The sequence below is a fragment of the Leucobacter denitrificans genome (assembly GCF_014396385.1).
GTDB lineage: Bacteria > Actinomycetota > Actinomycetes > Actinomycetales > Microbacteriaceae > Leucobacter > Leucobacter denitrificans.
In genome coordinates, this window is record NZ_CP060716.1 from 71,260 (window position 1) to 97,683 (window position 26,424).

18 protein-coding genes and 1 tRNA gene are annotated in these 26,424 nt (G+C 58.0%); 11 read left to right on the top strand and 8 right to left on the bottom strand.

Features of this window, described 5'->3' with window-relative positions:
- The first annotated feature begins 1 nt into the window (after window position 1).
- Window positions 2-2,257 (top strand): 3'-5' exonuclease, encoded by a 2,256-nt coding sequence (locus H9L06_RS00365; protein ID WP_246454553.1) that lies wholly within the window; start codon window positions 2-4, stop codon window positions 2,255-2,257.
- On the opposite strand, the gene H9L06_RS00370 is transcribed toward H9L06_RS00365, so the two are convergent.
- Window positions 2,217-3,431, bottom strand: a complete 1,215-nt coding sequence (locus H9L06_RS00370) for a phosphotransferase (RefSeq protein ID WP_187555359.1) — start codon at window positions 3,429-3,431, stop codon at window positions 2,217-2,219. The genes H9L06_RS00365 and H9L06_RS00370 overlap by 41 nt on opposite strands.
- A gap of 109 nt (window positions 3,432-3,540) precedes the next feature.
- Here H9L06_RS00370 and nudC point away from each other — a divergent pair, with 109 nt between their 5' ends.
- Both nudC and H9L06_RS00380 read left to right on the top strand, forming a co-directional pair.
- Window positions 3,541-4,437, top strand: a complete 897-nt coding sequence (nudC, locus tag H9L06_RS00375) for an NAD(+) diphosphatase (RefSeq protein ID WP_187555360.1) — start codon at window positions 3,541-3,543, stop codon at window positions 4,435-4,437.
- Window positions 4,434-6,113: an ATP-dependent helicase gene (locus tag H9L06_RS00380; protein WP_187555361.1), complete on the top strand. Its 1,680-nt coding sequence runs from the start codon at window positions 4,434-4,436 to the stop codon at window positions 6,111-6,113. The genes nudC and H9L06_RS00380 overlap by 4 nt, the downstream gene beginning before the upstream one ends.
- On the opposite strand, the gene H9L06_RS00385 is transcribed toward H9L06_RS00380, so the two are convergent.
- On the bottom strand, window positions 6,088-6,942 hold the full coding sequence (locus H9L06_RS00385; protein WP_187555362.1) for a hypothetical protein: 855 nt from the start codon (window positions 6,940-6,942) through the stop codon (window positions 6,088-6,090). The genes H9L06_RS00380 and H9L06_RS00385 overlap by 26 nt on opposite strands.
- 89 nt (window positions 6,943-7,031) lie before the next feature.
- Window positions 7,032-8,435 carry a zinc-dependent metalloprotease gene (locus H9L06_RS00390; RefSeq protein ID WP_187556252.1) on the bottom strand — a complete coding sequence of 468 codons (1,404 nt, stop codon included), beginning with the start codon at window positions 8,433-8,435 and terminating at the stop codon, window positions 7,032-7,034.
- Window positions 8,436-8,598: 163 nt separating this feature from the next.
- Here H9L06_RS00390 and H9L06_RS00395 point away from each other — a divergent pair, with 163 nt between their 5' ends.
- On the top strand, window positions 8,599-11,616 hold the full coding sequence (locus H9L06_RS00395) for a UPF0182 family membrane protein (RefSeq protein WP_187555363.1): 3,018 nt from the start codon (window positions 8,599-8,601) through the stop codon (window positions 11,614-11,616).
- 304 nt (window positions 11,617-11,920) lie between these two features.
- Here H9L06_RS00395 and H9L06_RS00400 read toward each other — a convergent pair.
- Window positions 11,921-11,997 (bottom strand) — tRNA-Met (locus H9L06_RS00400).
- A 122-nt stretch (window positions 11,998-12,119) separates the two neighbouring features.
- Between H9L06_RS00400 and H9L06_RS00405 the strand changes: the two genes are divergently transcribed.
- The 3 genes from H9L06_RS00405 to H9L06_RS00415 are packed head-to-tail and all read left to right on the top strand — an operon-like array spanning window position 12,120 to window position 18,173.
- A complete protein-coding gene (locus tag H9L06_RS00405; protein ID WP_187555364.1) occupies window positions 12,120-14,096 on the top strand; it encodes a hypothetical protein in 1,977 nt (658 codons plus the stop codon).
- A 54-nt stretch (window positions 14,097-14,150) separates the two neighbouring features.
- Complete coding sequence (locus H9L06_RS00410; protein WP_187555365.1) at window positions 14,151-15,716, top strand: S1C family serine protease; 1,566 nt, start codon at window positions 14,151-14,153, stop codon at window positions 15,714-15,716.
- Between the two features lie 60 nt (window positions 15,717-15,776).
- On the top strand, window positions 15,777-18,173 hold the full coding sequence (locus H9L06_RS00415; protein WP_187555366.1) for a CDP-glycerol glycerophosphotransferase family protein: 2,397 nt from the start codon (window positions 15,777-15,779) through the stop codon (window positions 18,171-18,173).
- A gap of 26 nt (window positions 18,174-18,199) precedes the next feature.
- Here H9L06_RS00415 and H9L06_RS00420 read toward each other — a convergent pair whose 3' ends face one another.
- The gene (locus tag H9L06_RS00420) at window positions 18,200-19,210 is read right to left on the bottom strand and encodes a glycosyltransferase family 2 protein (RefSeq protein WP_246454554.1); all 1,011 of its coding nucleotides are present in this window, start codon (window positions 19,208-19,210) and stop codon (window positions 18,200-18,202) included.
- 130 nt (window positions 19,211-19,340) lie between these two features.
- Between H9L06_RS00420 and H9L06_RS00425 the strand changes: the two genes are divergently transcribed.
- Window positions 19,341-20,573 (top strand): CDP-glycerol glycerophosphotransferase family protein, encoded by a 1,233-nt coding sequence (locus tag H9L06_RS00425; RefSeq protein WP_187555368.1) that lies wholly within the window; start codon window positions 19,341-19,343, stop codon window positions 20,571-20,573.
- 20 nt (window positions 20,574-20,593) lie between these two features.
- Here H9L06_RS00425 and H9L06_RS00430 read toward each other — a convergent pair whose 3' ends face one another.
- Window positions 20,594-21,340, bottom strand: a complete 747-nt coding sequence (locus tag H9L06_RS00430) for an ABC transporter ATP-binding protein (protein ID WP_187555369.1) — start codon at window positions 21,338-21,340, stop codon at window positions 20,594-20,596.
- Window positions 21,341-22,132 carry an ABC transporter permease gene (locus tag H9L06_RS00435; RefSeq protein WP_246454413.1) on the bottom strand — a complete coding sequence of 264 codons (792 nt, stop codon included), beginning with the start codon at window positions 22,130-22,132 and terminating at the stop codon, window positions 21,341-21,343. It lies immediately after the preceding gene.
- A 75-nt stretch (window positions 22,133-22,207) separates the two neighbouring features.
- Here H9L06_RS00435 and H9L06_RS00440 point away from each other — a divergent pair, with 75 nt between their 5' ends.
- The 3 genes from H9L06_RS00440 (at window position 22,208) to H9L06_RS00450 (ending at window position 25,091) form a co-directional block, all read left to right on the top strand.
- Entirely contained in the window at window positions 22,208-23,212 is a 1,005-nt protein-coding gene (locus tag H9L06_RS00440; protein WP_246454414.1) for an ABC transporter ATP-binding protein, read from the top strand.
- Window positions 23,182-24,753, top strand: coding sequence for a hypothetical protein (locus tag H9L06_RS00445; RefSeq protein ID WP_187555370.1), 1,572 nt, complete (start codon window positions 23,182-23,184; stop codon window positions 24,751-24,753). Before H9L06_RS00440 ends, H9L06_RS00445 begins: the two co-directional genes overlap by 31 nt.
- 65 nt (window positions 24,754-24,818) lie before the next feature.
- On the top strand, window positions 24,819-25,091 hold the full coding sequence (locus tag H9L06_RS00450; RefSeq protein ID WP_187555371.1) for a DUF3039 domain-containing protein: 273 nt from the start codon (window positions 24,819-24,821) through the stop codon (window positions 25,089-25,091).
- Window positions 25,092-25,093: 2 nt separating this feature from the next.
- Here the strand turns inward: H9L06_RS00450 and H9L06_RS00455 are convergent, their stop codons facing one another.
- Window positions 25,094-26,416, bottom strand: a complete 1,323-nt coding sequence (locus tag H9L06_RS00455) for a nicotinate phosphoribosyltransferase (protein ID WP_187555372.1) — start codon at window positions 26,414-26,416, stop codon at window positions 25,094-25,096.
- Window positions 26,417-26,424: the final 8 nt, after the last annotated feature.

A 26,424-nucleotide genomic window follows, 5' to 3' on the forward strand; every position in this document is an offset into this window, starting at 1 on the left:
GGTGCTTCAAGCCGCAAACATTATTTCTGGAGATCTTCGCGCTCACGCGAAGATTCCGGTACCCAAACTACAGCCGAGGCCTAACGCAACGGACGGCCGGGTCGACTGCGTCTTTCCAGAGACCGTGCACGAAGAGCGAACTCAACTTGCTCAGTGGATGGCAGAGGCGAGAGAAACGTTTCAACGAGGGGGCGCCGATCCGCTACCTACTGCGGCCGTGATTTTGCGCAGCCGCAGCGCCATGCCCGCAATTTCTGCCGCGCTGACCGAGGCAGGAGTCCCGAATCGTATCGTCGGGCTTGGCGGGCTTCTGAGCACTCCAGAGGTCACCGATGTCGTAAGTGTGCTTCGTTGCTTATGGTATGCCGACGCTGGAAGCGACCTTATTCGCATACTTGCTGGGCCAAGATTCCGAGTTGGAGTTGCCGATCTAGCGGGTCTGCGCGATGCTGCGAGATGGTTCTCACAGCGTGACGTGTCTCAGCAGCGGCTTCAGGATGAAGATCGAGAGGCCGATAGCGTGCTCCCGGACCCAGACCGGCAGTTCACGCTTATTGATGCACTCGATGCGATTGCCAGCATGAGTGACCTGGGGCACCGGGCTCTCGCAAGCATCAGCATGACTGGTAGACAGCGCCTGCAGCAAGCGGGCTTGATGCTGCGGTCGCTTCGCAGAGGAGTAGGGGGCGATATCTCGGAGCTCATCGGAAGTGTTGTCTTCGCTCTGCGGCTCGATATCGAACTTGAAGCCAATGAGACGAAGTTTGAGCAGGGTAGCGGCTCTGCTCTTGCAAATATTGAGGCATTCACTGACCTGGCCGAGGGATTTCTCGCTATCGACACGGTCGGCACACTCGCCGCGCTACTTGAGTGGATCGAGCGCGCAGCAGAAGATGATGACGCGCCGGAACACGTTCCCGCTCCGCTCCCCGGTACTGTGCAGCTCATCACCGCTCACGGAGCCAAAGGCCTGCAATGGGACCTGGTGGCGGTTCCACGGTTAGTGAACGATGAGTTTCCCGGAAAACCGCGCAGCGGCAAGGGCTGGCTCACCACAGGCGCACTGCCTGATGAACTCCGAGGAGATCGGAATGCGCGCCCTCAGCTGAATTGGTGCATCGCAACCACGCAGAAGGAGCTGCGTGACCGGATAGCCGAGTACCGCGGAGCCCTGCAGGAACGACATGCAGACGAAGAACGGCGACTTGCATACGTAGCGGTGACACGCTCAGCGGGCTGGCTATTTCTCAGCGGATCGTTTTGGGGAGGTCAGAAGCGGCCACGCAATCCTTCGATATATCTCACCGAACTTACTGAAGGCGAGTCGCCAGTTATTCCCGAGTTGCCGCTGGCCAGCATGTATGAAGAGGACCCGAGCGAAACGCTCGAACTTACTGCCAACTGGCCACTCGATCCACTGGGCCGACGAAGTGATGCCGTGTTACGTGCGGCAAAAGTAATACGCGAAGAAATCGAGCGGAGCAGCCAGGTCAACAAACCGGGCGGTTCGCACACTGACCAGGTTGTGGAACTACTGCTCGCTGAACGGAACGCTCAAATTGAAGGCGACGGGAGCCGCGCGTTGCAGTCGAAACTGCCAGAGCGCGTGACGGCTTCCACCTTCCATGAGTTTGTCGAGGACCCAGTTCAAGCCGAGCTGCGCAGACTCAGACCAATTCCGCAGCGCCCGTATCGCCGCACTCGGGTCGGAAACCAGTTTCATGAGTGGGTGGAGCGCCGGTCCACCACCGCGGGCGGCACCGTGCTCCCGCTCGCGGGTCTAGACCCTGAGGAATGGGGGATCGATCCGCACGAGTTTGATGGTGAAGCAGACCTGCGGCCACTCATTGATGCGTTCGAACGATCGCGATGGTCGAGCTTGCAACCGGTCGCCGTCGAGCTTGAAGTCTCGCTACCGTTTGCTGGTCGAACTCTCGTGTGCAAGCTCGACGCAGTGTACCGAGTCGAAGGAACAACTGAGCGCTTCGAGGTGGTTGATTGGAAGTCCGGTCGAGCCCCGGCCAATGAAGCCGAAAGGGTCAGTCGATTCTTCCAACTCGACCTGTATCGCCATGCGTACGCACTTTGGGCAAACATTTCACCCGACCTCATCGACGTGTCACTGTTCTACGTGGCAGAAGAAGTTGAGTTGCGGGGTGAAAGTAATCGGAGCCTAGCCGAACTCGAAGCGGTGTGGCTTGAGGCCGCTGAGTCGCTCAGGAATGAGGTGGACGGGGGAGATCACTCTCATCTATAGGCTGCGTGAGTTGATCATCGTTTTCGTCCGCTTGATCATCCTCCGAGGGTTCCGACGGGTCTGAGGAATCGGAGGAATCTGAGGATTTTGCCGTCTGTTCAGGCTGTTTGAGCGGTTCGATGAAGTCGGTATCGACGCCGAACATTCGGTCCTCGTCGAGCGCCTCGTAGCTTGCTGTCTCCGAGAGCCTGTCTGTAACCTCAGGAGTTTGGTCGAGGAGGTCGATGGCCTCAGCTTCACTGAGCTGCTGACGTGCTTCGAGCGGCGCGTCAAGAAGACTCAAGCGGTCGACGAGTTGGTCGAGCATTCCGACCGCGTCATCGACTATTTGCTGATCGTGTGTATCGACTCCGTGCAGCAACCAGCGTGCAATCTCGAGCTCATGGTAGAACCTCGTCCGGCTCCGGAACGACCGAGAATCACCGGTATTGCAGCGAGAGAAGTAGCGTGAAGCGACGGCCTCGAAGACGTCTGGACTGGCTTCGTGCAACCAGGCGAGGTCACTTGCAGGGTCACCAATAGAGAGTCCTGACCAGTCCAGTATTCCGACGACTCTATCTTCTTCGACGAGTACGGTATCCCCGGATAGTGTGCCGTGCACCATGTTCGGTGCAAAGTCCCACACCTCGGCCGCCTCGAGCACCTCGGTCCAACGGTGCAGTACTGTCTCGGGAAGATTTCGTGTGGCGGCAGCGCGATCCACAATTCTCGTGACGGCAAGTCGCTGGTCTTGCGCGCTCCGGTTTGGGAGCCCGCCCTGCTGCGCGAGGCTGCGAGGTAGAGCGTGGATCGCAGCGATCGATTCCGCAAGTGAGTCAATGAGTAACGCGTCGCTTTCGAGATCACTTACATCGAAGTGGAAGCCTGGAATAAAGGTCATGGCAACCGCCCGAGTCTCACCGGCGCGAGTGATGCCGAGGACACGTGGAACTTCAAACGGAAGCTCACTCCTGGCACCGTCGCTCAACGCTGAAATCCCGAGAACTGACGCTGATTGAGTGGTTTCCGCTTGTTGTGTGCGAGGCACGCTCATAATGACCTCACTGTCTTCGGTAGTGAGGATCGCAGCCGAGTAATCTTCGCTCGCGAGCTGGTGCGGTCGAACTGCGACAGCAGTCAGGCCCGGCACAGCCGAAGTCGCGAGTGCAGCTAGGGTGAGTGGAAGACTGGCCATGCCATTAGGGTAGGCAGACCCGGTGACTCAGGCGATACGCCACGCGCACTGGCTCGGAGTCTATGAAATTTTGGTGTGTTGGAGACGGTGAATCTGAGAGGATCGAAGTATGGGTGCCGAACAGATTCCGCTTGCTGGAAGTTGGATCGACCGTGACGTTGCAACCCGCAGCTCGGAAGCTGCGTTAGAGGCGGCTTGGAACGAGCCCGACGCGCGGGTGCTGCGGATATTTGGCGTCAATGTACCCATAATGAGAGGCGAATTGTCGCCGAGGCTCGAACTTCTTCCGACAGCAGGCTTCTTCGCCGAGGCAAGCCACCGAATCTACCTCGGCAGGAAAGACGGGACACCCATTTTTGCGGTCGCAATCGGCGATGAAACGCAGGGTGGGGTGACGAGCGAGTGGATCCACCCATTTGAGGTTTCTCTCGAGCTTTCGCCCGCTGAGAGAGAGCTCGTTGTTATTGCCAGTGCGCTCGCGCGTTGGCATGAATCTGCGCTCTGGTCGGCTCGAGATGGTGAGCTGACTGAGTGGGCCGACGGCGGTTGGTCGAGGCGAGACTCCCGTGGTGGCGAACTCTTTCCGCGAATGGATCCGGCTGTCATCGTGCTGATTGAGCACGAGGGCAAAGTGCTACTTGGTTCGAATACCCTCTGGGAGAGTGGACGATTCTCGCTCCTTGCGGGGTTTGTTGAAGCTGGGGAATCCCTCGAGCAGGCAGTTGCGAGAGAAATATTCGAAGAGGCCGGCGTTCGTCTCGGTAAAACTCGGTACATGGGATCGCAGCCGTGGCCGTTCCCACGTTCACTGATGCTGGGATTCCGCGCTCAGCTTGCGGAGGGACAAGATCCAGATGCTCTCGTTCCCGATACACAAGAAATCTCAGAATTGCGTTGGTTCAGTCGCGAGGAGCTTGCAGATCCCCCCGTGGGTATTCGGTTGCCCACAAAACTCTCGATTTCGGGATGGTTGATAGCTGATTGGGTTTCGGAAGGTGATCGGTGAGCGCGGAAGCCTCAGCGATACTTGAAGCCCTCGATCCCGATCAACGAGAGATCGCTGAAGCACTGCGGGGCCCAGTTTCTGTGCTTGCAGGGGCAGGAACGGGAAAGACCCGAGCGATCACGCATCGAATCGCGTATGGCGTGCGGAGCGGAGTCTATGACCCCGAACGAGTGTTGGCTGTCACCTTCACGCGAAAAGCGGCGGGAGAACTTCAAGGGCGATTGCGCGATCTCGGTGTTGAGGGAGTGCGAGCAAACACCTTCCATGGTGCTGCCCTCGCCCAGCTAGGGCATTTTTGGCCCCAGTTTGTCGGAGGAGACGCGCCGAAACTCATACCGGGCAAAGTTGCAACCATCTCACACGCGGTTGAGGCTCTCGGTTTGCGATTCGGGGCGGAGACGCTTCGAGATCTCGCGGCAGAAATTGAGTGGCGAAAAGTCTCAATGATCTCTATTGACGAGTATGCGCACCGCATTGACGAGCGCCCGAAGCTTGTGGGAGTCGACGCCGAGAAAATGGTAGCGATTCAGCAGGGTTACCAACATGTGCTCGAGGAACGACGACAGATCGACTTTGAAGACGTGCTCGTATTGCTGGCTGGAATGCTCGAAGTAGAACCCAGAGCCTCGCTGCAAGTCCGCGAACGCTATCGGTTCTTTACCGTCGATGAGTTTCAAGACGTTTCACCGCTACAGCACCACTTGCTTTCACTCTGGCTCGGTGCTCGCGACGACGTGTGCGTGGTTGGTGACGCCAGCCAGACCATTTACTCGTTCGCAGGCGCCGCGAGTAAGTACCTGTTGGGTTTCGGGCTCGAGTATCCGAATGCGCGTGAGTTTCGACTCGAACGAAACTATCGTTCTGTCGAGCCGGTTGTGCATTCGGCTAATCGGCTTATGAGAGACAGGCCCGGTGCGCTGCACCTCAGTCCCATGCGCACTGAGGTCGCGCCGCAACCGACATTCGAGTGGTTCGCGACGGAACAGGACGAAGCTCGTGCTGTGGCACAGTCGATCGCCACCGCACTGAAAGCGGGAACCCCTGCATCCGAGATTGCCGTCTTGTACCGTACGAACGCACAATCTGCGCGGATCGAAGAGTCGCTCACCAACGAAGGGATTCCTTCACGAGTGCACGGAGCGCAGCGATTCTTTGATCGTGCGGATGTGCGACGAGCCATTCTGTTAATCAGGGCACAGGCCAAAGCAGGGGATTCACGTCCGTTGTTCCAAGTTGTGAGCGACATGCTGCGTGAAGTCGGGTGGAGCACAAAGCCACCGCAAGGCGCGGCTGAGCGGGAGAAGTGGGAAGCCCTCAACTCGATCCTCGCGATGGCGGATGATCAATCTCCGACCACCTCGATTGTTGAATTTAGCGAGGAGCTCCTTGCCCGTCAGAGAGCTCAACACGAACCGAAATTTGAAGCAGTCACGCTCAGCGCGGTACACGCCGCAAAAGGCCTTGAATGGAAGTTCGTGCACGTGGTGGGAATGAGCGAAGGTATTTTTCCCATCTCTCACGCTGTGGCAGAGCACGAGATTGAAGAAGAGCGAAGACTCGCCTATGTCGCCTTTACGCGAGCGCGTGATGAACTCTTGGTTTCGGGATATCAGAGTGCCGCTCGGGTTTCACGAAGGCCATCTAGATTTGTCAGTGAGGCTGGAATTCTTCGCTGAGCGCGCATCCGCACTCAGGATGAATCTCAATGCGTGTGAGTGTGGGAAGTTCTGACACTGTGCCGTGCCTCGCGGGAAGCACCAACTGCGAGTTGTGGACCCACGTGTGACCTTCGCGCCAGGCGTGCACATAATGGGCGGCGAGAGCACCAACAAGCAGTGACACGTGCGCAGTTTCGCTGCTCGGGCGTTTGCCATAGAACTGGGCGGCTACCCCAGGAAGGGACGGGTCTTTCTCAACAAGGTGCAGCGCTTCACAAGAGTGACATGGGCTTCCGTTTGCCGACACAAGTGGTCCAACACGTACCGCCTCATCGGTGAACCGAATGAGCAGGTGTGGCACGCTTTCATAAAGCCAACGGCTCGAACGCTCGAGTGGTTCGAGAAAGCGAATGACCTGAACTGCGAGCTCTGGCGCTGCTGATGATTTCTCAAAACTGCAGAGCCAATTCGTTTCTAGTGCAGTTTGCAGGCCCGGAATCTCGCGGCCATCATCGCTCATGGTCGTGCGGATGCTGCTTGGAGGGAGGTGCTGTGAAGGTGAGTAGCGTTGAGAAACCCGGCGTTTCGGAATTCGGCGAACGAGAGCTGGGCGCAGCGTGTCGATAATTTCGTGCATCCCGAGTTTTCTTGTCTCAGCGCTCTCCACGATGCTGTTGAACTCTTCTTCGGGAATACCCGTAAGCAATCGTCGAAACAGTTGTTGCAGCTCGGGTGTCGGCGCGCTGACAAGCACATTGCCGCGTTCAAAACCTACACGGAGCGTCGTTTCGTCGCTCCAAGAGACCGCGCGACCCGGGTCTATGAGTACGTGAGCTGAAGACTTCATAATCAGAAGTGTGCAGCACTTTTTGCGCACTGCTCAGTTATCCACAACCTTGGTGAGAGTTAGAGCAGAGATCGGGGCTGTGAGCGGTTCTAGTGTTCCGGGGGTTGCGGAGCATCGGGAGGTGATTGATTCTTCCCGGGTGACGGCGGTAGTTCGTTGCGAAGCAGCTTCTCAAGCTCTGCATCAAAATCATCAGTCGTTGCCTCCTGGCCCCTGATGAGTCCGAGTCTTGAAAGCAACAGGTCGGGAGCGTCGAGCTCCTCAGTAGTGGGGAGGAGATCTGGGTGGGCCCAGAGGCCGTCACGAGTCGAAGTGTCACTTCGCTCTGCCACGATCCGCCACATCGCCGCGGCCTCACGGAGGCGCCGTGGCCGAAGCTCGAGGCCAGCCAGTGCGGCGAAAGCACGCTCAGCGGGCCCGCCCGTGGCCCGGCGCCGACGTACCATTTCGGCAATGCCCCCGGCCCCGGGGAGTCGTTTCGTTGCGTTCTCGGTCACTACATCAACCCATCCTTCTATGAGCGCAAGCATTGTCTCGAGACGCTCATGTGCGGCTTCTTGAGCGGGTGTCTTCGGTGGAATGAACGCACCACTTGAGAGCAACTGCTGCAATTCTTCTGTATTCGATGGGTCCAGGTCACGCGAGAGTTCCTCGATGTGGTCGGTATCTATGTGGATCCCACGCGCATAATCGGTGATCGCCGTGAGCAGGTGTAGGCGCAACCACTTGGTGTGCCTGAACAGGCGTGCGTGAGCAAGTTCGCGCACTGCCAAGTACAGCGTGACTGCCTCGAGGTCTTGATCGAGTCCACTCGCGAAATTAGCAACACCGGTCGGAACGAGCGCTCCTCCCTCATTTCCTGGGCCAGAGAGTAGAGGGATGCCCACGTCTCCGGCGGCCACAACCTCACCCGAGAGCTGGCCGACGATGGACCCGAGTTGCACTGCAAAGAGGGCGCCTCCGACGCTCCGCAGCATCGGTGCAGCCTGCTGCAGGGCCGCAGACATCTCCTCCGGCATTTGCGTGTTCATCGCATTCATGAGCGCCTGAGAAACTGACTCGGCAACCGGCTCAGCGAGGCTGATCCACGTATCAATCGAGCGCTGAACCCATTCGATTCTGCTCAGAGCACGAGGTGCGTCTGGTACGGGACCAAGCTCGGTCGCCTCGTCGAGCCAGAGCGACGCAACCGGAAATGCGCGCTCAGCCGGGGCCGCATTAACGGTACCTTCGCCGGCCGCGGCATCGAGCGCGGTGCGCCGAGCAATGGACCAATCGATGCCTTCGCTCGGATTATTCATGGCACCGCGAAGTGTGGAAAAGAGTGCATTGAGCATCGCAGGGTCGCCCGAGACGCCAGCTGCCTTTGCGAGTACGCTCGGGTCGAACTCGCTGTTTTGTTGACCTCCGAGCATGTTCTGCAACATGCGCTGCAGTTCTTCAAAATTCGGCCCCGGTTGTTCGTCTGGATTCTCGGGGCGATCCTCATCCATGCTCACGGTGTTCTCCTCGTGCCTGTGTTCAAAAACAACGCTACGGCACGGCCAGTGAAAGGGCGCAGTGAGAGTGCCGATTCTATTGCGCCCACTGCGAACAGGTAGGTGGCGCTAGAGGTTTCCAGGTGATCTTCACACCCCAAACGCTAGTGTTTATAGGGTGACCGACCAGACTACTGCTGCCCCCCGATCGCGCCGACTTTCGCCGCTCGCAATCACCATCGTTCTCGTGGTGGTGCTCATCATTGCGTTTCTCGCCATTGCCTCGGTAATGACTGAGGTGCTGTGGTTTGAGCAGCTCGGTTATCTTGAGGTCTTCGCGATCCAGTGGCTCGCAGCTGCCGCAATGTTCGTCATCGGGTTTTTGGGTATGTCAGTGCCCACGTTTATTGCGATCGATATTGCCTATCGCAAGCGCCCGGTGTACGCCAGATTGACCGCGCAGCTAGATCGTTATCAAGAGGTTATCGAACCGCTTCGTCGTCTCGTGAAGTGGTTGCTCCCAGCGATTCTTGGCATTTTTGCCGGCGTTGCTTCTGCAACGAACTGGGAGACAATTCTGCTCTGGTGGAACTCGGAACCGACCGGCGAAGTAGATGCCCAGTTTGGTATAGATCTGTCGTTCTATCTCTTTACGCTCCCACTCCTGCAGTCCGTCGCGGGCTTCCTTTCTGCGGTAGTGCTTATCTCCCTCATTTTGGGTGTTGGCACGAGCTATCTCTACGGCGGCATTTCGTTCAATGAGCGTGAGTTCCGCATTTCAAAGGCAACCCGCATACAGACAGCAATTCTCGCGACGGTCTACTTGCTCATACAGGCGGGTAGCTTGTGGCTCGATCAGTTTGCTGCGTTGACAGACACCAGTGGCTTTGCGACCGGCGCAATGTATACCGGGGTGCACGCATCGATCCCTGGCAAGCAGATCCTCGCTGGAATCGCGGCGATCGTCGCGCTGCTTTTCCTCATCACCTCAATCACCGGAAAGTGGCGCATGCCGGTCATCGGCACCGCACTGCTCATCGTCTCGAGCCTCGTACTTGGAGTGGGGTATCCGTGGGCGATTCAGCAGTTCAAGGTACTGCCAGATGAGCAGAGCGTTGAGTCCGAATACATCAGCCGAAACATCGAAGCCACGAGAAAGGCGTATGGTCTCGACCAGGTCAAAGTGGAGCCGTATGACGCCATTACCGATGCCGAGCCAGGTGCGCTGCGCAATGACGCCGTGGCAGCATCCAACATTCGCATCATGGACCCAGAGGTTATTTCGCGAACCTTCGCGCAGCTCGAGCAGCTGAAGCAGTACTACAAATTCCCGAACTCATTGAACGTCGATCGTTATGAGCTTGATGGTCAGGTTGAAGACACGGTCTCTGCGATCCGTGACATTGACCTGTCGGGACAGACGAGCTGGTACAACCGCACCCTCGTGTTCACGCACGGGTACGGCATGGTTGCCGCTTACGGTAACCAGCGTTCAGCTGGCGGCGAGCCTGTCTTCCTCGAGAACGGAATTCCGACGAGTGGGCGCCTCGGTGAATTCGAACCCCGCGTCTATTTCGGAATGGACTCTCCTGAGTACTCGATTGTCGGTGGCGACCATGAGAAGCCGATCGAACTCGACTATCCGTCAGATGTGTCGAGTGGTAGTGAAGCGCCCGCTGATGAAGCAGAAGATGCAACACCCGCTGAATCAGAAGAACAGGCAACAACCGAAGCCGATGCTGCTGAGATTGGTGACGGAACTGCTGAAGAAGTGAACACTGGCCGCGCAAACCTCACCACGTTTGCTGGCGAGGGCGGCCCAGAGCTCAGCAATATCTTCACCAAGATTATTTACGCATTGAAGTTCCAAGACGTCGAGGTTATGCTTTCGGGCGCAGTCGTTGATGGATCGCAGATTCTCTACGATCGAAGCCCACTCGAGCGTGTACAGAAGGTAGCCCCATATCTCACGATCGATGAGGCACCGTACGCATCGGTCGTTGATGGCCGAATTAAGTGGATCATCGATGGGTACACGACATCAGCTGATTACCCGTACTCAGAGATTCAAGATATGAATTCCCTACTCGTAGATGCTGACAACCAGCGCACGAGCATGTTGGCTAAGCCAGTGAACTACATTCGCAACTCGGTGAAGGCCACGGTTGACGCATACGACGGTAGCGTCACGCTGTACGCGTGGGACACTGAGGATCCGCTCCTCAAATCCTGGAGCAAGGTCTACCCAGGAACGCTCAAGGACGTGTCAGAGATGAGCGGTGACTTGCTGAGCCACGTGCGCTACCCAACAGATTTGTTCAAGGTTCAGCGTGAGGTACTGAGTAAGTATCACGTCACAAACGCTGGCGCGTTCTACTCGGATGAGGACGCTTGGAGAACTCCAGATGACCCGGTAGCAAGCACGAGCGAAGGTACCGCGAACCCACCGCAGCCACCGTACTATCTCACGCTTTCGGCAGGCGCGAACGCCGAACCCACCTATTCGATCTATTCGACGTATATTCCTGATGCAACGGGAGACACGGCCCGAGATATTCTCACTGGATACCTCGCTGCGAACTCGAATGCTGGTTCGGAAGACGGTAAGATTGCTGAAGACTATGGAACGCTGAAACTTCTCACGCTACCGAAGAGCAATACGATTCCTGCTCCGGGTCAGGTGCAGAACAGTTTCAACACTGACCCGAAGGTTTCAACCGAGCTCAACCTGCTCCGACAGGGTGGCACGCGAGTCATTAGCGGTAACTTGTTGACACTTCCTGTTGGTGGCGGCCTGCTCTACGTGCAGCCGGTCTACCTTGAGGCGTCGTCTGGCACGCAGTTCCCGCTGCTGCAGAAGGTGCTCGTGTCGTTCGGCGACAGCATTGCGTTTGAGGACACGCTTGACGGTGCACTGGACACGCTCTTCGGCGGTGACTCCGGTGCAAACCTCGAAGACGTCGAGGGCGGCGAGGAGCCAGGTTCGATCGCACCAGATGACGGCTCAGAGCCGTCTGGTGAGGGTGAGGAGGAGCCCTCGAGCAGCGGGAACTCTGCGACTATCACGCAAGCGCTTAGGGATATGCAAGAGGCTCTCACAGATCGCGACGCTGCAATGCAGGAAGGTGACTGGACAGCGTATGGTGAGGCAGACGCGAGGCTGAAGGATGCGCTAGAGCGCGCGCTTGGAGGCTAATCCGATCTCATCGCACACTCATTAAATCCGAGTGCGAGTTTGCTGCTCAGTGGTCACGCTTGAGCGGAAACTCGCACTCGGATTTTTCGTACCTGCTTGGATACTTGCCGTCGCTCACAATGGGCATAGGTGTGAACTTCTGAATTCGAAGTTTTCCGGAAAGAAATGTCTGGGTTGTGATGGCTGGACGCTGACAAGGGACTGTGCGGATATCTCCACGACCCGACGTCGCGGCAGCGGACCCTTCTGAGGCAAAGGCAAAGGCCCCTGACTTGGGATAAATCCCAGGTCAGGGGCCTTTTCTTGGTTGCGGGGGCAGGATTTGAACCTACGACCTCCGGGTTATGAGCCCGGCGAGCTACCGAACTGCTCCACCCCGCGGCACAAGAATTAACTTTAGCACTTCAATGACCAGAAGGCGAATCGGCTCCACGCAACGACCTGTGGATAACCAAGTTCCGTTTGTCGTACGCACGGGCACCATAGCGACCTACGCATTTTGAATGAAAGGTCTCGTACTTATGATCTCCATGGTGTCGACTCGCCACTGGAACCGGCTGAAACTCAGCATTGCGACTGCGCTCACCGCGGTTCTCGTCGTGCTCGGGATAGGTGTTGCGCCAACTCACGCAGCGACACTCGATGGAATGCTCGCCTTCAATGGGTTCCACGTTGGCGCATTCAAGAGTTCAGACGGCTCGCTCGCGTACTGTCTTGAACCCGGTGCAGACGCGCCATTCAGCACTCAGTTGGGTCCTACCGTCGTGTCATCACTGCCCGGCTACTCGGTAAACGCGCAAGATGGGTGGGGGTGGAGTGGCAAGGTAGCAACTGCGACTGCGTCCGGTGAAGTCTTGCGCCAGCTCAACTGGGTTCTCGCCGAGCATGCACCGGGCGCTTCTCCTGAGCAGGCTGTCGCCGTGCAGATTGCGCTTTGGGAGCTTCGTCGGGGCCCGGGTAACGCGGCGTGGCTCGATGAAAAATACAAGCTCATTCGCGATCACGGGGGAGCATCGTTTGTGCAGGCCGGCCTCAAACTTGCAGAACGGGCGAAGACCGAAGCCGTAGGGCCCGGTAATAGAACACCTGATGCTGCACTAATTATCAGCGCTGGTGAGGAGCACGGATCAGGAACACTCAGCTACCCAAGTGGAACCACGTCGCTCACGATCACGGGAGGCGAGTTTGAGAATGGTGAACAGCGCATGGTGCTCTCAGACGCTTCAGCGGGATCTGTCAAGTGGAGTGCGACGTTACATGACGACGAATGGGCCAGGTTCCATGAGGTGACCATCGAAGGAACGTGGGAGCTCGAGGAACGGTACTGGCCAGATCAGATTGTGTTGCACCCTTCGTCGGACCAGACTGAGCAGAAGCTTGGTTCTGGAGTCGCCGCAGTCACAGCTAAAAATGGCGGTGAATTCGACCCGGTCTCAATCACTGTCGATAGTCAGTTCACTCCCGCAATTGAAACCTCAGTGCCTGAGTTGATTGTGGATCGTGACACAGGTAGCTTCGCCGACACGGTAACTGTCTCTGCATCTGGCGAATCAGCACCTTGGCCGCAACGAACGACGAACGGCACTTACTTGCCCCTCACTGCACAGGGAACGCTGTATGGACCATTTAATGTGCCGCAAGAGGAGCGAGACGAAGCTCCCGCAGGATCGCCCGTTGCCGCGCGCAGCACGCTCAAGATCGACAATGGTCCTGGTACATATGCTGTGACTGCAGAAGCAACGCCGAGCGAGTCTGGGTATTACTACTGGGTCTGGCAAATCGATGAGGCGTCACAGTCTCGCCTAGTGAGAGACTCAGAACTTTTGCCGGCTAATGGAGTCTTTGCGGATCGATTTGGTGTCGACGTGGAAGGCCACGTAGTTCCCACTCAACTACGTTGGATCACTGCTCTGAAGGAGCGAGAACTGCAGTTTGGCACTAAAGAGCAGGTGCTCGAGGACACAATCAAAGTGAGTATGCAGCGCGGTGCTTGGTTAGTTGACCGAACGGGAGAGCGGATCCCCGCGCGAATTCGTGTGACTGCCTACCAGCTAGATGAGGAACCAAGTCAGCAAGGCGAACCTCCCGCAGAGGCGAAAGAGATTGCCAGTGTTTTTGCTGACGTGACGGAGACCGAGACTTGGATCGACGTGCCTCCGATAACGATCCCTGAAGGTACGCGTGGGTGGGTGACCGTGCGGGCGTGCTTGCTTGAGGAAGACCAAGCAGAATCTGTGCGTGGCCATATCGAGTCGTGGTGTGACGACTTTGGCATACCAGAGGAGACAGCGGTGATCGTCGAACCCCAGGAACCCAAAACGCAACCCAGGCTCGCAGTCACAGGGTTCGAACCCGGCCAGCTTGCACTCCTTGCTGGCGCCGGAGTGCTCACATCAGGTGTGTTGTTGTTCGGGCTTCAGGGAATCATTCGCCGAGGTGCACGTAGGCGTGAGGGTCAACTGTTCACCACAGACCTGTAATGATCCGCAGACTCCGTGCAGCTTGTCCAAACCTAATTCATAGGATTGGGGTGAATGCTTATGGGTATCGAGAAGGGAGCCATGATGGCTGATGAGGACACCCCAACAGAACCCGGCGCATCACAAAGTGAGCAGCACGCAGCACAATCGCAATCGCAACCACCAGTCCCACAAGAGGGTGCCACGTCGGCTGCAGAGGCGATGTATGGATCATCACCTCAGCAGCCGGCTTCGGTGCAGCAGCAGACGACGCCGATCTATGGGGCGCAGCCAACGTACGGTCAACAGCATTCTCAGCAGTCTGCGGCATCGGGATATCCGGCGTATTCACCCTCATATTTAGGGCAGCAGTACTCGTCTCCCGCCGCACAGGCTTCGCAGCCTGAGACCTCGGAGAAGAAGGGACACTCGACGGGAACCCTGCTCTCCGGTCTCGCGATCGCTGCTCTTATTGGGGGTATCGTCGGCGGGGGCGTGTCTTCGCTCGTCGTGGCGAACCTTGCGCCTCAGTCAGCGACAGTCGCACAGCACAGCGGCGCTGTGACGCTCAATAATCCTGAGAGTGTGACTGAGGTCACAGGGGTTGCCGCAGTAGCTACTCCGAGTGTCGTGACGCTTGAGGTGCAAGGGCAAAGCGCAGCTGGCTCTGGTTCAGGGGTGATTTATAGCGAAGACGGTTACATCATCACGAATGCTCACGTAGCAACTCTTGATGGGGCGGCGTCGGATGTGAGCATCCGCGTGAAACTGAGCGACGGCCGAGTCTTCGACGGCACCATTGTGGGCGTGGCTCCGTATTCAGACATCGCGGTGGTGAAGATTGAAGCTGACAACCTCACACCCATTGAGGTTGCTGATTCAACCAAGGTGAATGTTGGCGATGTTGCAGTCGCGATCGGTGCGCCACTGAATCTGGCGAATACGGTGACGAGTGGTGTCGTGAGCGCACTCAACCGGGGTATTTCGGTGGGAAGTCCTCTCATTCCAGAAAGCCCAGACTCAGACCAGCCTCACGACGATGGCTCTGACGGGCAGAATCCTGGGTTCCCGTGGGACTTCCGATTCCAGAACCCGGGCCAAGAGGAGGAAGATACGCAGCAGAGTGTCGGGCAGGTGACCCTGCCCGTGATCCAGACTGATGCGTCGATCAACCCCGGTAACTCGGGTGGTGCGCTCCTGAACAACCAGGGTCAACTCATCGGCATTAACGTTGCGATCGCATCTCCAGGTGCAACCGAGGGAACCGCAGCGAGCGCGGGTCTCGGGTTCGCCATTCCCGCGCAGCTCGCGACGAGAGTTGCAGATGAGATCATCGCCGGCGAGCAGCCCTCACACGGGCTCCTCGGTGCGAGTGTTGCAGATTCAAGCTTCGACACAGACGCTGATGCGAATCACGCGGGTGGATTGCTTCAAGATCTCACCCCTGGTGGAGCGGCCGATGAAGCAGGTCTACGCGCAGGCGACGTGATCACTGCGATTAATGGCATTCCTGCAACCGACGGAACCACGGTGTCCGCGCTCATCAGAATGCAAGCGGGTGGGAGTGAAATCACCATCGATTACACAAGAAATGGTGAGGCGGGGCAAACCACCGCAACACTCGGCACTCTGGACTGGTAATTGCTCGCCTGGACGCTGGTGCGCCAGCGTCCAGGTGTGTAGTGAACTAGAGTTTATTGAATGACCACTGCCCGATTTCACTTCGCGAGCGGTAATCTCGGCAAACTGCTGGCGATCCCGAAATACGTGTTGTCGTTCGTCTTTTCATGGTTCGTTCCGCGCTCCCATCTGCAGTGGGCATTCGGAAGCGGAATTGGTGTGGGAGAGGGGGCTCTCGCCCTAGCTCTGCATGTGCGCCAAACGCAAACCGACGCTGTGGTTTTCTGGATGGTGAGTAACGAGTCAGAGCGCGCCCTTGCGGAACGCCACGACTTCATTGCAGTCGAACGGAATTCCTGGCGCGGATACTGGGTCACACTTCGTTCTGGCACACTCGTCGTCACCCACGGGCTCGGCGATGTGAATAGGTTTGGCGTGTTTGGGGCAGTAATTATTCAGCTCTGGCACGGTGCACCCATGAAGCGCATTCACTTGGATTCGCCAGTAACCACGACAGTGACCGGACCGAGGCTCATCCGGTCGCTGCTGCGGCGGATGTATGAGCGCGGCTCACAGCAGGTGAGTTTGTATGTCGCCGGGTCTATCGATGCCGCAGAGCGGTTGCGATCCGCATTCAGGGTGGATCCCGGCAAGGTTCGCGTTCTTGGAGATCCGCGCGATGACGTGCTCGTACGGCAGGCACAAAATCCTGCGCTCGCAAGCGAGGCGCGTGCGAGCGTACTTGAAGAGCTTGGACTCACTGATGCAGGCCCTGACACGCCGATCTTCCTGTATGCACCGACATGGCGCGACGGTGACGACGACCCGGCAATACCTGTTGCGGCGGAGATCGAGTCGATCCACTCACTACTGACGGATCTCGGCGCACACCTCATCATTCGGTCGCACCCGCTTGGAGCGGGCGACTACGATCCAGTGCTCAACGAACGAGTGCATATGCTCGGAAGCGATCGGGTACGGGACATTACACCGTTGCTTGGCGCGTTTGACGCGCTCATCACCGACTACTCATCGATCGCAATTGATTTTGCTCTGCTCACGAGACCGATCGTGTGGTTCGCCCCCGATCTTGAGAGCTATACGCTCGGCAGAGGACTGTATGAACCGCTAGAGATCACGGCTACAGGGGCCGTAGAACGCAGTTGGGGCGGCGTCGTCACACGACTCGAACGGCTAGCCGAGCAAGGGTCGCACGAACTCCGTGAATCGCAGAGAAGTTCGCGCGCGCTCGCCGAAAGATTCCATGCCTATCGAGACGGTGCTTCAGCCGCAAGAGTCGCGGAGTATATAGCTGAACTCAAACGCCCCGCACACGAACTCGTACCGAATCCAGCAGTGTTCTTCGAGAGCTTTTATGGCAGACAGGTGAGCTGCAATCCACTCGCACTCGACCGAGAAATTGCCGCGCGACATCCCGATCTCGACAGATACTGGAGCGTGACCTCAGAGCGGCAAGCTGTTCCAGAGGGGGCGACGCCGGTACTTGTCGGCGGAAAGGAGTGGTTCGCAGCACGCCGCCACGCCAAACTGCTCGTGGTGAATGACTGGCTTCGGCATCGGTTCAAGCGAGCGCGGGGCCAATTTGTGCTGCAAACTTGGCACGGAACAATGCTGAAACACCTCGCACTGGGCCGCCCAAACGTTTCGCTGCGCACACGCTTGGCGATCCGCCGCGAAAGTAGCCGCTGGAGCGCCATGCTCTCTCAAAACCCGCACGCAACCGAACAGTTCCGCAAGAGCTATGCGTTCTCGGGTCCAGTGTTCGAAGAGGGCTACCCGAGGGTCGATCGGCTCGCTCTCGCAAACGCGGGGAGCGGACTGAACCCCGTTACTGTTCGAGCGTCGCGCGCAGCGGTGGGCGTGCCTCAAAGCAAGCGTGTGCTTGTTTACGCGCCTACCTGGCGCGAGAGTGCCGTAGCCGCCGTTGATGAGCTCGATGTTACTGCGCTCGCCGCCGCGTTAGGTGATGAATGGGTGGTCGTTGCAAGGGGCCACACGCGTCAACATTCCCTCGGTGGGTACAACATCGTTGGTGAGTACGGCGTGATCGATGCCTCCAAGCATCCCGACATCAACGACGTCATTCTTGCGGCCGACCTCATCGTCACAGACTATTCATCGCTGATGTTTGATGCGGCGGCATCGAACATTCCCCTCGCGTTCTTTGTGCCTGACCTTGAGAACTATCGAGACCGAGAGCGTGGCTTTACCTTTGACTTCGAAGGCGACTCGCCTGGTCCGCTACTCACCAGCCGTGAAGAGGTTGTTTCCTGCGCAAACGCGCTGGCTCGCGACGGCCGTGCCGCCGAGTGGATCGGTGAATACCAAGGTGCCTACGCGGCTTGGCAGAAACGTTTCCTCCCGCACGATGACGGGTTCGCAGCATCTCGGGTCGTAAGCAAGCTCGAAGAATGCGGTGCACTCGCCTCAAATACCGCGCTCGCCTCAAGCAAGTAGAGCACTCGCAGATCCTGCAGAATTATTTACGCTCGTGAGCGATCGACAACTCTGCCGCCTCCGAGAAGCTTGCCACCACCAAAGAGAATGCCACGCAGGAACCCCGCACCCCAGCATGTGTGCATGAGCACGAGGGCCACGCCAGTGAGCAAACGATCCTTACACCCGCGCTGATCTTGAATTCGGGCGATAGCAAACCCTATTCCGAGTGCGTACGCCACAAGCGGTGCCCAGCCCAGAGACCACCAAGCCCAGGGCAACATGCCAACTATCTGAAGCACCAGCACGAGAACTGAAACGGTCAACGCAACGACGAGGGCGCCTGGCGCGAAAAATCTCCACGGATTCGCGCGCCCGTACCGGCGTACCAGTACGGCGCGCCAGGTTCCCGTCGCGAAGAACTGCTTCGCGAGATCACTAAAGCTCGCCCGCGGCCAATACGTCACACCGAGCGAGGGATCGAACCACACGGTATAGCCAGCCCGCCTGAGCCGCAGGTTGAACTCCCAGTCTTCACCGCGAAGTATCTCAGGGTCGTACCCACCGACCGCTGCAACCGCCTCTCTACGGAAGATTCCGAGATATGCGGATTCGGCCGGGCCGGGTGTGCCGTCGCCGTGATACGCCCCGCCACCGAGTCCAAACGGACTATTGTAACCCCGCGCGATCGCACGCTGAACCGGAGTAGCCCCCGCTGCCCGCATCACACCACCCACGTTCGCCGCACCGACCTCAAGCAGAGCCTGAACTCCGCGCCTCGTGTAGTCGGAAGTGAGTTCTGAGTGTGCATCGACGCGCACGATGACAGGGTGACGGCTTGCTTCGATCGCCCGATTGAGACCGGCGGGAATGTCACGTTCGGGGTTTTCTACAAGCCTGACCCGGTGATCTGCCTCGGCGATCCTCTTCGCAATCTCATTGCTCGCGTCGCGAGACGGGCCAAGAGCGAGCACAACCTCTTTTTCACCCGGGTAGTCTTGCGCCAGAATCGTGGCAACTGCCTGTTCGAGAAACCCCTCCTCGTTGAGCACGGGCATGATGAAACTCACCGCTGGAACGTCTGGGAGTTCGGTGAGTTCGGGGGGAAGATAACGATCCACATCACGATCCTCCCATAGCCCGCTGATATCAAGGATCGAAGCAGAACTGAAGGCTATTGTGAAGCACATGCAAATTGCGAAGGACGGTAGGCGAGCAGTAAAACTCGCGAAACGTGTGCTGAAAGGCCGTCGCGCGTACTTCGATCTCAAGAAGATGCTTGAGGAACGCGGTGATCTTCCGGAAGATCGCTACCGCGTTGGTGTGTATTTCGCCGACAGCGACGTGAATCTGTACCAGATGCGACAGTGGTACGCACCGCTCGCAGAACTCGCCAAAACCGTACCGGTTGTTGTACTCGCACGCAACGCAGCAGGTGCTCGCCAACTCATGCAGGAGAGCGGGCTAGATGTTGCGTACGTGCCCAAAGTCACGAGCATCGAATCGTTCATTGCGAAACAACCGCTTGACATCATCATGTACGTGAACCAAAACACTCGTAATTTCCAGATGATGCGTTACGGAAATCGCTGGCACGTGTTCATCAACCACGGTGAGAGCGACAAAATGTACATGACGAGTAATCAGTACAAGACGTACGACTACGCGTTTGTGGCAGGAGACGCAGCACGGTCACGGCTAGCGAATGCGCTCTGGAATTATGATGTCGAGGCTCGCACAGTTGCGATCGGGAGGCCACAGACTGATCACCTGAGTGGCACGCCGCCGTACACGGCAGACGACCGCACCGTCGTGCTCTATGCGCCGACGTGGGAGGGTGACCGGCCCGCAGCAAGCTACGGTTCAGTCGTCTCACACGGCGAACGCTTGGTTCAGGAACTCATAGGTACAGGCCGACATCGCGTCGTGTATCGACCGCATCCTCGAAGCGGAGTGGTCGATAATGAGTTCGGCCAGGCGAACAAACGCATCATCTCAATGCTCGAGTCTGCGAATCAGGCAGACAGTTCTGCGCAGCACGTGTATGACGACTCGCCAACTCTTGGGTGGCAGTTGCAGGTTCCAGATGTCGCTATCTGCGACATCTCTGCAATGGTGTACGACCGGCTTGCCACCGGAAAACCACTCATGGTGACGCGGCCACTGGCGCCAGAGGCCGCGGTTGACGAGGGGGGCTACCTCAGCGTGTGCGAATGGCTTGATGCGTCGGACACCGGTGAAATTGCCGCGGTTCTCGACCGGGTCATTGGTGACGAAGATGCCCGAGACCGGCTTGGTGCCTGGTCAACTCGCTACTTCGGCGATACGACTCCCGGTGCACCCACCGCGCGTTTTCACGCGGCAATTGAGTCGCTGCTCGAGCGCGCGTCCCAGGAGCGTCTGGCACAAGAGCGCGCCTGACAGCACGCAGACACGGTGGATCACGCGGGGTGGTCAGTGTTGTATCGTTCGAGTACTTCTGTGATCGGGCCATCGAACGCGAGTTTTCCTCCATCGAGGTAGAGGCCACGCTTGCAGAACCGCCGCAGGTCTCGCTCATTGTGCGATACGAGGAAAAGCGTGCGCCCCTCGGCGAGCAGCTCGTCGATCCGCCGATAGCATTTCGCACGAAACGCCTTATCGCCGACTGCCAGAACTTCGTCAACAAGAAGTACCGGCTCGTCGAGTTGGGACACCACGGAGAAGGCCACACGCACCTTCATGCCGCTCGAAAGATGTTTGTATGGTGTGTCGATGACTTGTCCGGCCCCAGCGAACGACACGATTTCATCGAACTTTGCGGTGATCACCTGCTTAGAGAGCCCGTGGAGCCCAGCGGTGAGCATAATGTTGTCGCGAACCGTGAGGTCGCCCACAAAGCCACCCGTGAGCTCGATGAGCGGCGCTACGCCGCCGCGCACATGCACGGTGCCTTCGTCTGGAAGTAAAACCCCAGCAACAAGTTTCAGCAGAGTCGACTTTCCCTGACCGTTCCGGCCGACGACTCCGATCGCCTCACCCGGAGCAACGTCAAAAGAGACGTTTCGGAGGGCCCAGAACTCACCTGGGCGAGTTCGTCGCCCGCGCCCTGCGAAGAGGTCTTTGAAGCTTCTTCGCGATCCACGATTTCTTCTGAAGTGCACACCCAGGTCGCGCACTGAGATGATCGGAGTTAATGCGTCTGACACTCAAATCTCCTTCAAGACGCCGCCGATTGAACGGCGAAATACGGTGAGCCCAAGCAGGAGAAACAGTAGAGAAATGATGGCGGCCGAACCAACAAGCATCCAGTCGAGTTGATCTGGGAAGAACCCTGCTCGGAACAGACTGAATATTCCGGAGAGCGGATTCAACCACGCTAAGGGCTGCGCGAAACTCGGGAGATCTGATGCGCCGTAGATGATGGGTGACGCGTAAAAGAGCACGCGAAGCACCAGCTTGGTGGCTCGCTCGAGATCGCGGAAGAAGACCACGAGTGGCGCAATCAGCAGGCCGAGTCCGAGTGTCAGTACGGCGAGAAGAACCACACCCAGTGGAAACAACACGATTAGCCAAGTGATCTTTGCGCCACTTCCAATTGCGAAGATGAGGAGCACAGGAAGACTCAGCAAGAATTCAATGCCCTTGGAAGCGACGATTCTGCCCACCCAGATCCACCGTGGAAGCGCGACGGAACGGACGAGTCGAACGTCGCGCAAGAACGCACGAGTCGAATCGCCGAGTGCGCCGTTGATCCACATCCAAGGCAGAAGTGCGGTCAGGAGGAACACAATATACGGGTCTTCGCCCACTGAGCGATCAAACACCTGGGTGAAGATGAACCAGTAGATGAGGCTCATGAGCAGTGGATCGAGGATCGACCACAGGTAGCCAAGAACCGATGTTGAGTACCGAACCTTGAGGTCACGCCGTGTGAGAAGCCACAGGGATGAAATCGCAGAGCCGCGTCTGGCTCGGGCTGCATATTCTGGCACAGTCACAGAAGCTATTCTGCCGGGTTCTGTGAGTCTGTGCTGAATGTTCGCGCAGTCAATTCAGTTTGGTAGGTTAGTGGGGTGCATCTTTCGTCAACTCCGTCGTCTACCGACAACCAGACCGAGGTAAAGGCTGGGGGAGCGACTGGGAGTGCGAACGAGCAGCTCAGAGACGAAGCAGAAGAGCTGGAGCCGCGGTCGCGACGCACCCGCAGCGGCGGCGATGAGGCGCCGACCGAGGAGCCAGCACGTCGGCGAATTGAAGTGCCGACGCCTTCTGTCGTTCGGGCCCGCGAGCGCGGAAAAGTTGCTGCACAGAATCCAGTGGTGCTTCGCACTGAACAACTCACAAAGGTCTACGGCTCAGTAGTTGCGGCGAATGAAGTTTCGATCTCGGTGCACGCGGGGTCGCTCACCGGTATTGTCGGGCCAAATGGCGCGGGTAAGACGACCACGCTGTCAATGATCAGTGGGTTGCTGCGGCCGAGTTCTGGCCGGGTCACCGTCGGCAACGTCGATGTGTGGGCCGATGGCCCAGCGGCGAAACAACTCATCGGCACGCTGCCGGACCGACTGCGTCTCTTCGATCGCCTGACGGGCGCGCAGCTCTTGTACTACTCCGGTGTGCTGCACGGAGTTGCCGAGGCCGAAGTTGCCGCGCGCAGTGCTGAGCTTGCAGAGGCGTTTGGGCTTGAATCAGCGCTCGACCGACTCGTTTCTGATTATTCGGCGGGTATGCAGAAAAAGATTGCGCTCGCGTGCTCCATGATCCACGCGCCCGAAGTGCTTGTACTCGATGAACCATTTGAGGCTATTGACCCCGTTTCCGCAGCTAATGTCACCGAAATCCTTGAAAAGTTTGTAGCTGGCGGCGGCAGCGTCATCCTGTCGAGTCACAGCCTTGAGCTGATTCAGCGTGTTTGCGATCATGTTGCAATCATTGCGAGTGGGTCAGTGATTGCGCAGGGCACCGTTGACGCTGTGCGCGACGGGGTGAGCCTTGAAGAGCGCTTCCGGGCCCTCGTCGGTGAGGGTGAATCAAAGAAGGGGCTTCAGTGGTTACACGGCTCTTCCGACTCCGAGTAGCACTCGCCGGTGGCCTATTTCGAGGGTCTGTTCTGCACGCGTTGCGAGTCGCTCTGCTGTTGCTCGTGTGTGCCGCTATCGCTGTTGCCGCTGCGCTAGTTCCTAGCATTGTTGTGGAGCCGGGCGAGGTTCGAGATGCGCTCGACATCATCATGGGTGCTGTAATCGTGGCGCTTGCGATGCTCTACCCGTTCTTCGACAATCGCCGGTATCTCGTACCCAAGCAGTTCTCCCAATACCCGGTGGGCCCCGCGAAACTTGCTTGGTCGATGCTTGTTACCTCGTGTGCGAGCTGGTCTTTTCTCCTATTGCTTGTGTGGGTCGCCGCGCTCGTCGTCAGTCGGCCAGAGTGGCTTGCTGGTGGGTGGATCGCCGCACTGGTACTCGTGTTAGTTGTCGTATTTACGGTTGTCGGCGTGCGCCTGGCTGCTGGTCTCTCGCAACTGCTTGCTGGAGATCGATTTGCCGGTGGGCTGAGGCTCACCGGTGGCGTGCTCGGCATTGCTTTGATTCCCATTCTTGTGTTTGGGATTACCGAGGTGTTCAGGAGCGAAGACAACCGGATGCTGGTGGAGGCAGCGGGCCCGCTCGCGTGGTCACCGTTCGGAGCTGGATTCGCTGCGATCCACCATCTCAGCGTTGGTGAAGTGTCTGCGGCCGGCATCAAGCTCGCGGTTCTTGGCGGCACGACGCTGTGCTTTGCGTTGCTATGGTTCGTTGTCGTGCACAGGTCTGTGACACGCATCGAGTTGCCGCTCGACTCGTCTAACGCAAAACAGGGGCTCGGCTGGTTCGAGCGCTTTGCCGCGCGGCCCGCTCAGGTAATTGCTGCGAGACAGCTCACGTATTGGATGCGTGACCCCAGATACAAAATTGCGCTCATCGCTCTGCCCGTTGCGCCCATCGCGATTCTTGTCGCATTTCTTGTGGCAGGGGCGGACTTCAAGCTTGCCGTTGCTCTTCCGCTTCCCGTCTTGCTGCTGCTCTTGGGCTGGTCGCAACACAACGACATCGCTATGGATTCGACTGCGATTTGGGAACACGTAGCGAGCGGCGTTAGAGGGTGGGCCGACCGTGCGGGGCGACTGGCGCCTATATTGTTCGTTGGTGTTCCGGTCGCGGTGATTGGGTCAAGCCTCACGGTTACATTTATGGGGGACTGGCGCATTCTGCCGGCGGTTATCGGCATGAATCTTGGCGTGTTGCTCGTATCTACCGGGGTGGCGAGTGCCTTCTCGGCGATCATGCCGTATCCGGCCACACGCCCGGGCGATAGCCCGTTCGTGCAGCCGCAGTGGTCGGGGTCAGGATCTGGAACTTCCCAAACTCTCTCGATGCTCGCAGCGCTTTTGCTTTCGGTGCCTCCCGTTTGGTCGGCCGTGCTTGCGATAAGCAGTGTGACGTTTGTCGGTAATCTGTGGGCGTTCCTCTTCGGCGTTGGTTACGGCCTCGTTGTACTTCTCGTCGGAGTGATCATCGGTGGCCGCGTTTTCGACAAGCAGGGCCCCGAGATCCTTGCAGTCACTCAGATCTTCGACTGATTGGGTCAGCTTCGGTTTTCTGTAGCTCTCGGCTCAAATTCGTTTCGAGCGGTTAGACTTCCTCCATGGGAATCTTTACGAGAAACGAACCGGACTCGGGCGGCGGCCTTGACGTGCTTGATCGGGAACTCGAAAAGCTTGTCGAGGACTCGCAGATTGAAGACGGCGATCACGAACGCTTCTCCCACTATGTACCGAAAGACAAAATTGTCGAGTCAGCAATTACTGGAAAGCCAGTTCGTGCGTTGTGCGGTAAGAAATGGACGCCATCGCGCGATCCCGAAAAATTTCCCGTGTGCCCTGACTGCAAGCGAGTCTACGAACGGATGAAGAAATAGCGTTACCGATATTCGGTTGTAATCGCTGGGTCGCCGCGGGTCAAGCTCATAGCGACAGCTGGCAGCTCAGCGATACTTGCGCGATGCCGTTCGCGCGCGAGAGCAATACCTTCGGTTCCAGTGAATCGCTGAGCTACTGATCCACCATCGACGAACTGCTCGAGAACTTGCCGACTCGTCTCTGCAACATCGGTGCCTTCTGGGGTCCCGCCCGGGCCATCACCGAGGAAGATGAGTTCTGAGCGGGCGACTCCACGAGAATTGAGAAGTCGACGCACGCTTTTGCGGCCTCCGACGGAGGCCTTGTCGGTGCTCTTCTTAGCAACCGAGACCCACTCGCCCTCGTCGTTTTCGCGCGCAACGAGCTTGTACACCATGCCCATGGTTGGGCTGCCTGAGCCAATCACTACCGAGGTGCCAACGCCAAACGAATCTACGGGTGAGGCGGCAAGCGCAGCAACCGTGTGCTCATCGAGGTCGTTGGTGACTGTGATGCGGGTATTGGTCGCCCCGAGAGAGTCGAGGAGAGCCCGCACTTCGGCAGCTACCACCGTGAGGTCACCGGAATCAATGCGCACGGCCCCGAGTTCTGTGCCCGCGACGTCGATTGCCGTGCGTACCCCTTGTTCGATGTCATACGTATCGATGAGGAGCGTTGTGTCAGTGCCAAATGCGGCAATCTGAGCCTCAAACGCTTCGCGTTCGCTGTCGTGCAGCAGTGTGAACGAGTGGGCTGCGGTGCCCATCGTCGGGATTCCATAGCTGCGGCCAGCTTCAAGGTTTGAAGTGGCACTGAACCCTGCGATATATGCAGCTCTGGCAGCTGCAACCGCGCTGCGTTCGGCGGTGCGACGTGATCCCATTTCTGCCAGTGGCTTTCCATTCGCTGCGTAGACCATTCTGGAGGCAGCTGTCGCGACGGCAGAGTCGTAATTCATGATGCTCAGGGCGAGAGTTTCGAGAATGACTCCCTCTGCGAAGCTGCCTTCAACGGTGAGGAGCGGGGATCCTGGGAAGAATACCTCGCCTTCTGGGTACCCCCAGATTTCACCCGAGAATCGATAGTCGGCGAGCCATTCGATGGTGCTTGCGCTCACGACCTGCTGTTCACGCAGAAAATCGAGCTCTGCGTCGGTAAAGCGAAACTGCTGAATCGCTTCGAGCAACCTGCCGGTGCCGGCCACGACTCCGTACCGACGTGCGCCTGAGAGGCGTCTCGCGAATAACTCAAACATGCTGCGCCTGTCGGCAGTGCCCGCCTTGAGCGCGGCATCGACCATGGTGAGTTCGTAGTGGTCTGTGAGCAGAGCTGTTGAGATGTGCACGTGGTCAG

Bases quoted from the DNA above. Each gene is read 5' to 3' on its own strand.
- H9L06_RS00450 (WP_187555371.1), top strand. From the start codon at position 24,819: ATGGGAATCTTTACGAGAAACGAACCGGACTCGGGCGGCGGCCTTGAC.
- H9L06_RS00410 (WP_187555365.1), top strand. From the start codon at position 14,151: ATGCTTATGGGTATCGAGAAGGGAGCCATGATGGCTGATGAGGACACC.
- H9L06_RS00420 (WP_246454554.1), bottom strand. From the start codon at position 19,210: ATGCCCGTGCTCAACGAGGAGGGGTTTCTCGAACAGGCAGTTGCCACG.
- H9L06_RS00415 (WP_187555366.1), top strand. From the start codon at position 15,777: ATGACCACTGCCCGATTTCACTTCGCGAGCGGTAATCTCGGCAAACTG.
- nudC (WP_187555360.1), top strand. From the start codon at position 3,541: ATGGGTGCCGAACAGATTCCGCTTGCTGGAAGTTGGATCGACCGTGAC.
- H9L06_RS00405 (WP_187555364.1), top strand. From the start codon at position 12,120: ATGAAAGGTCTCGTACTTATGATCTCCATGGTGTCGACTCGCCACTGG.
- H9L06_RS00385 (WP_187555362.1), bottom strand. From the start codon at position 6,942: ATGAAGTCTTCAGCTCACGTACTCATAGACCCGGGTCGCGCGGTCTCT.
- H9L06_RS00425 (WP_187555368.1), top strand. From the start codon at position 19,341: ATGCAAATTGCGAAGGACGGTAGGCGAGCAGTAAAACTCGCGAAACGT.
- H9L06_RS00390 (WP_187556252.1), bottom strand. From the start codon at position 8,435: ATGGATGAGGATCGCCCCGAGAATCCAGACGAACAACCGGGGCCGAAT.
- H9L06_RS00370 (WP_187555359.1), bottom strand. From the start codon at position 3,431: ATGGCCAGTCTTCCACTCACCCTAGCTGCACTCGCGACTTCGGCTGTG.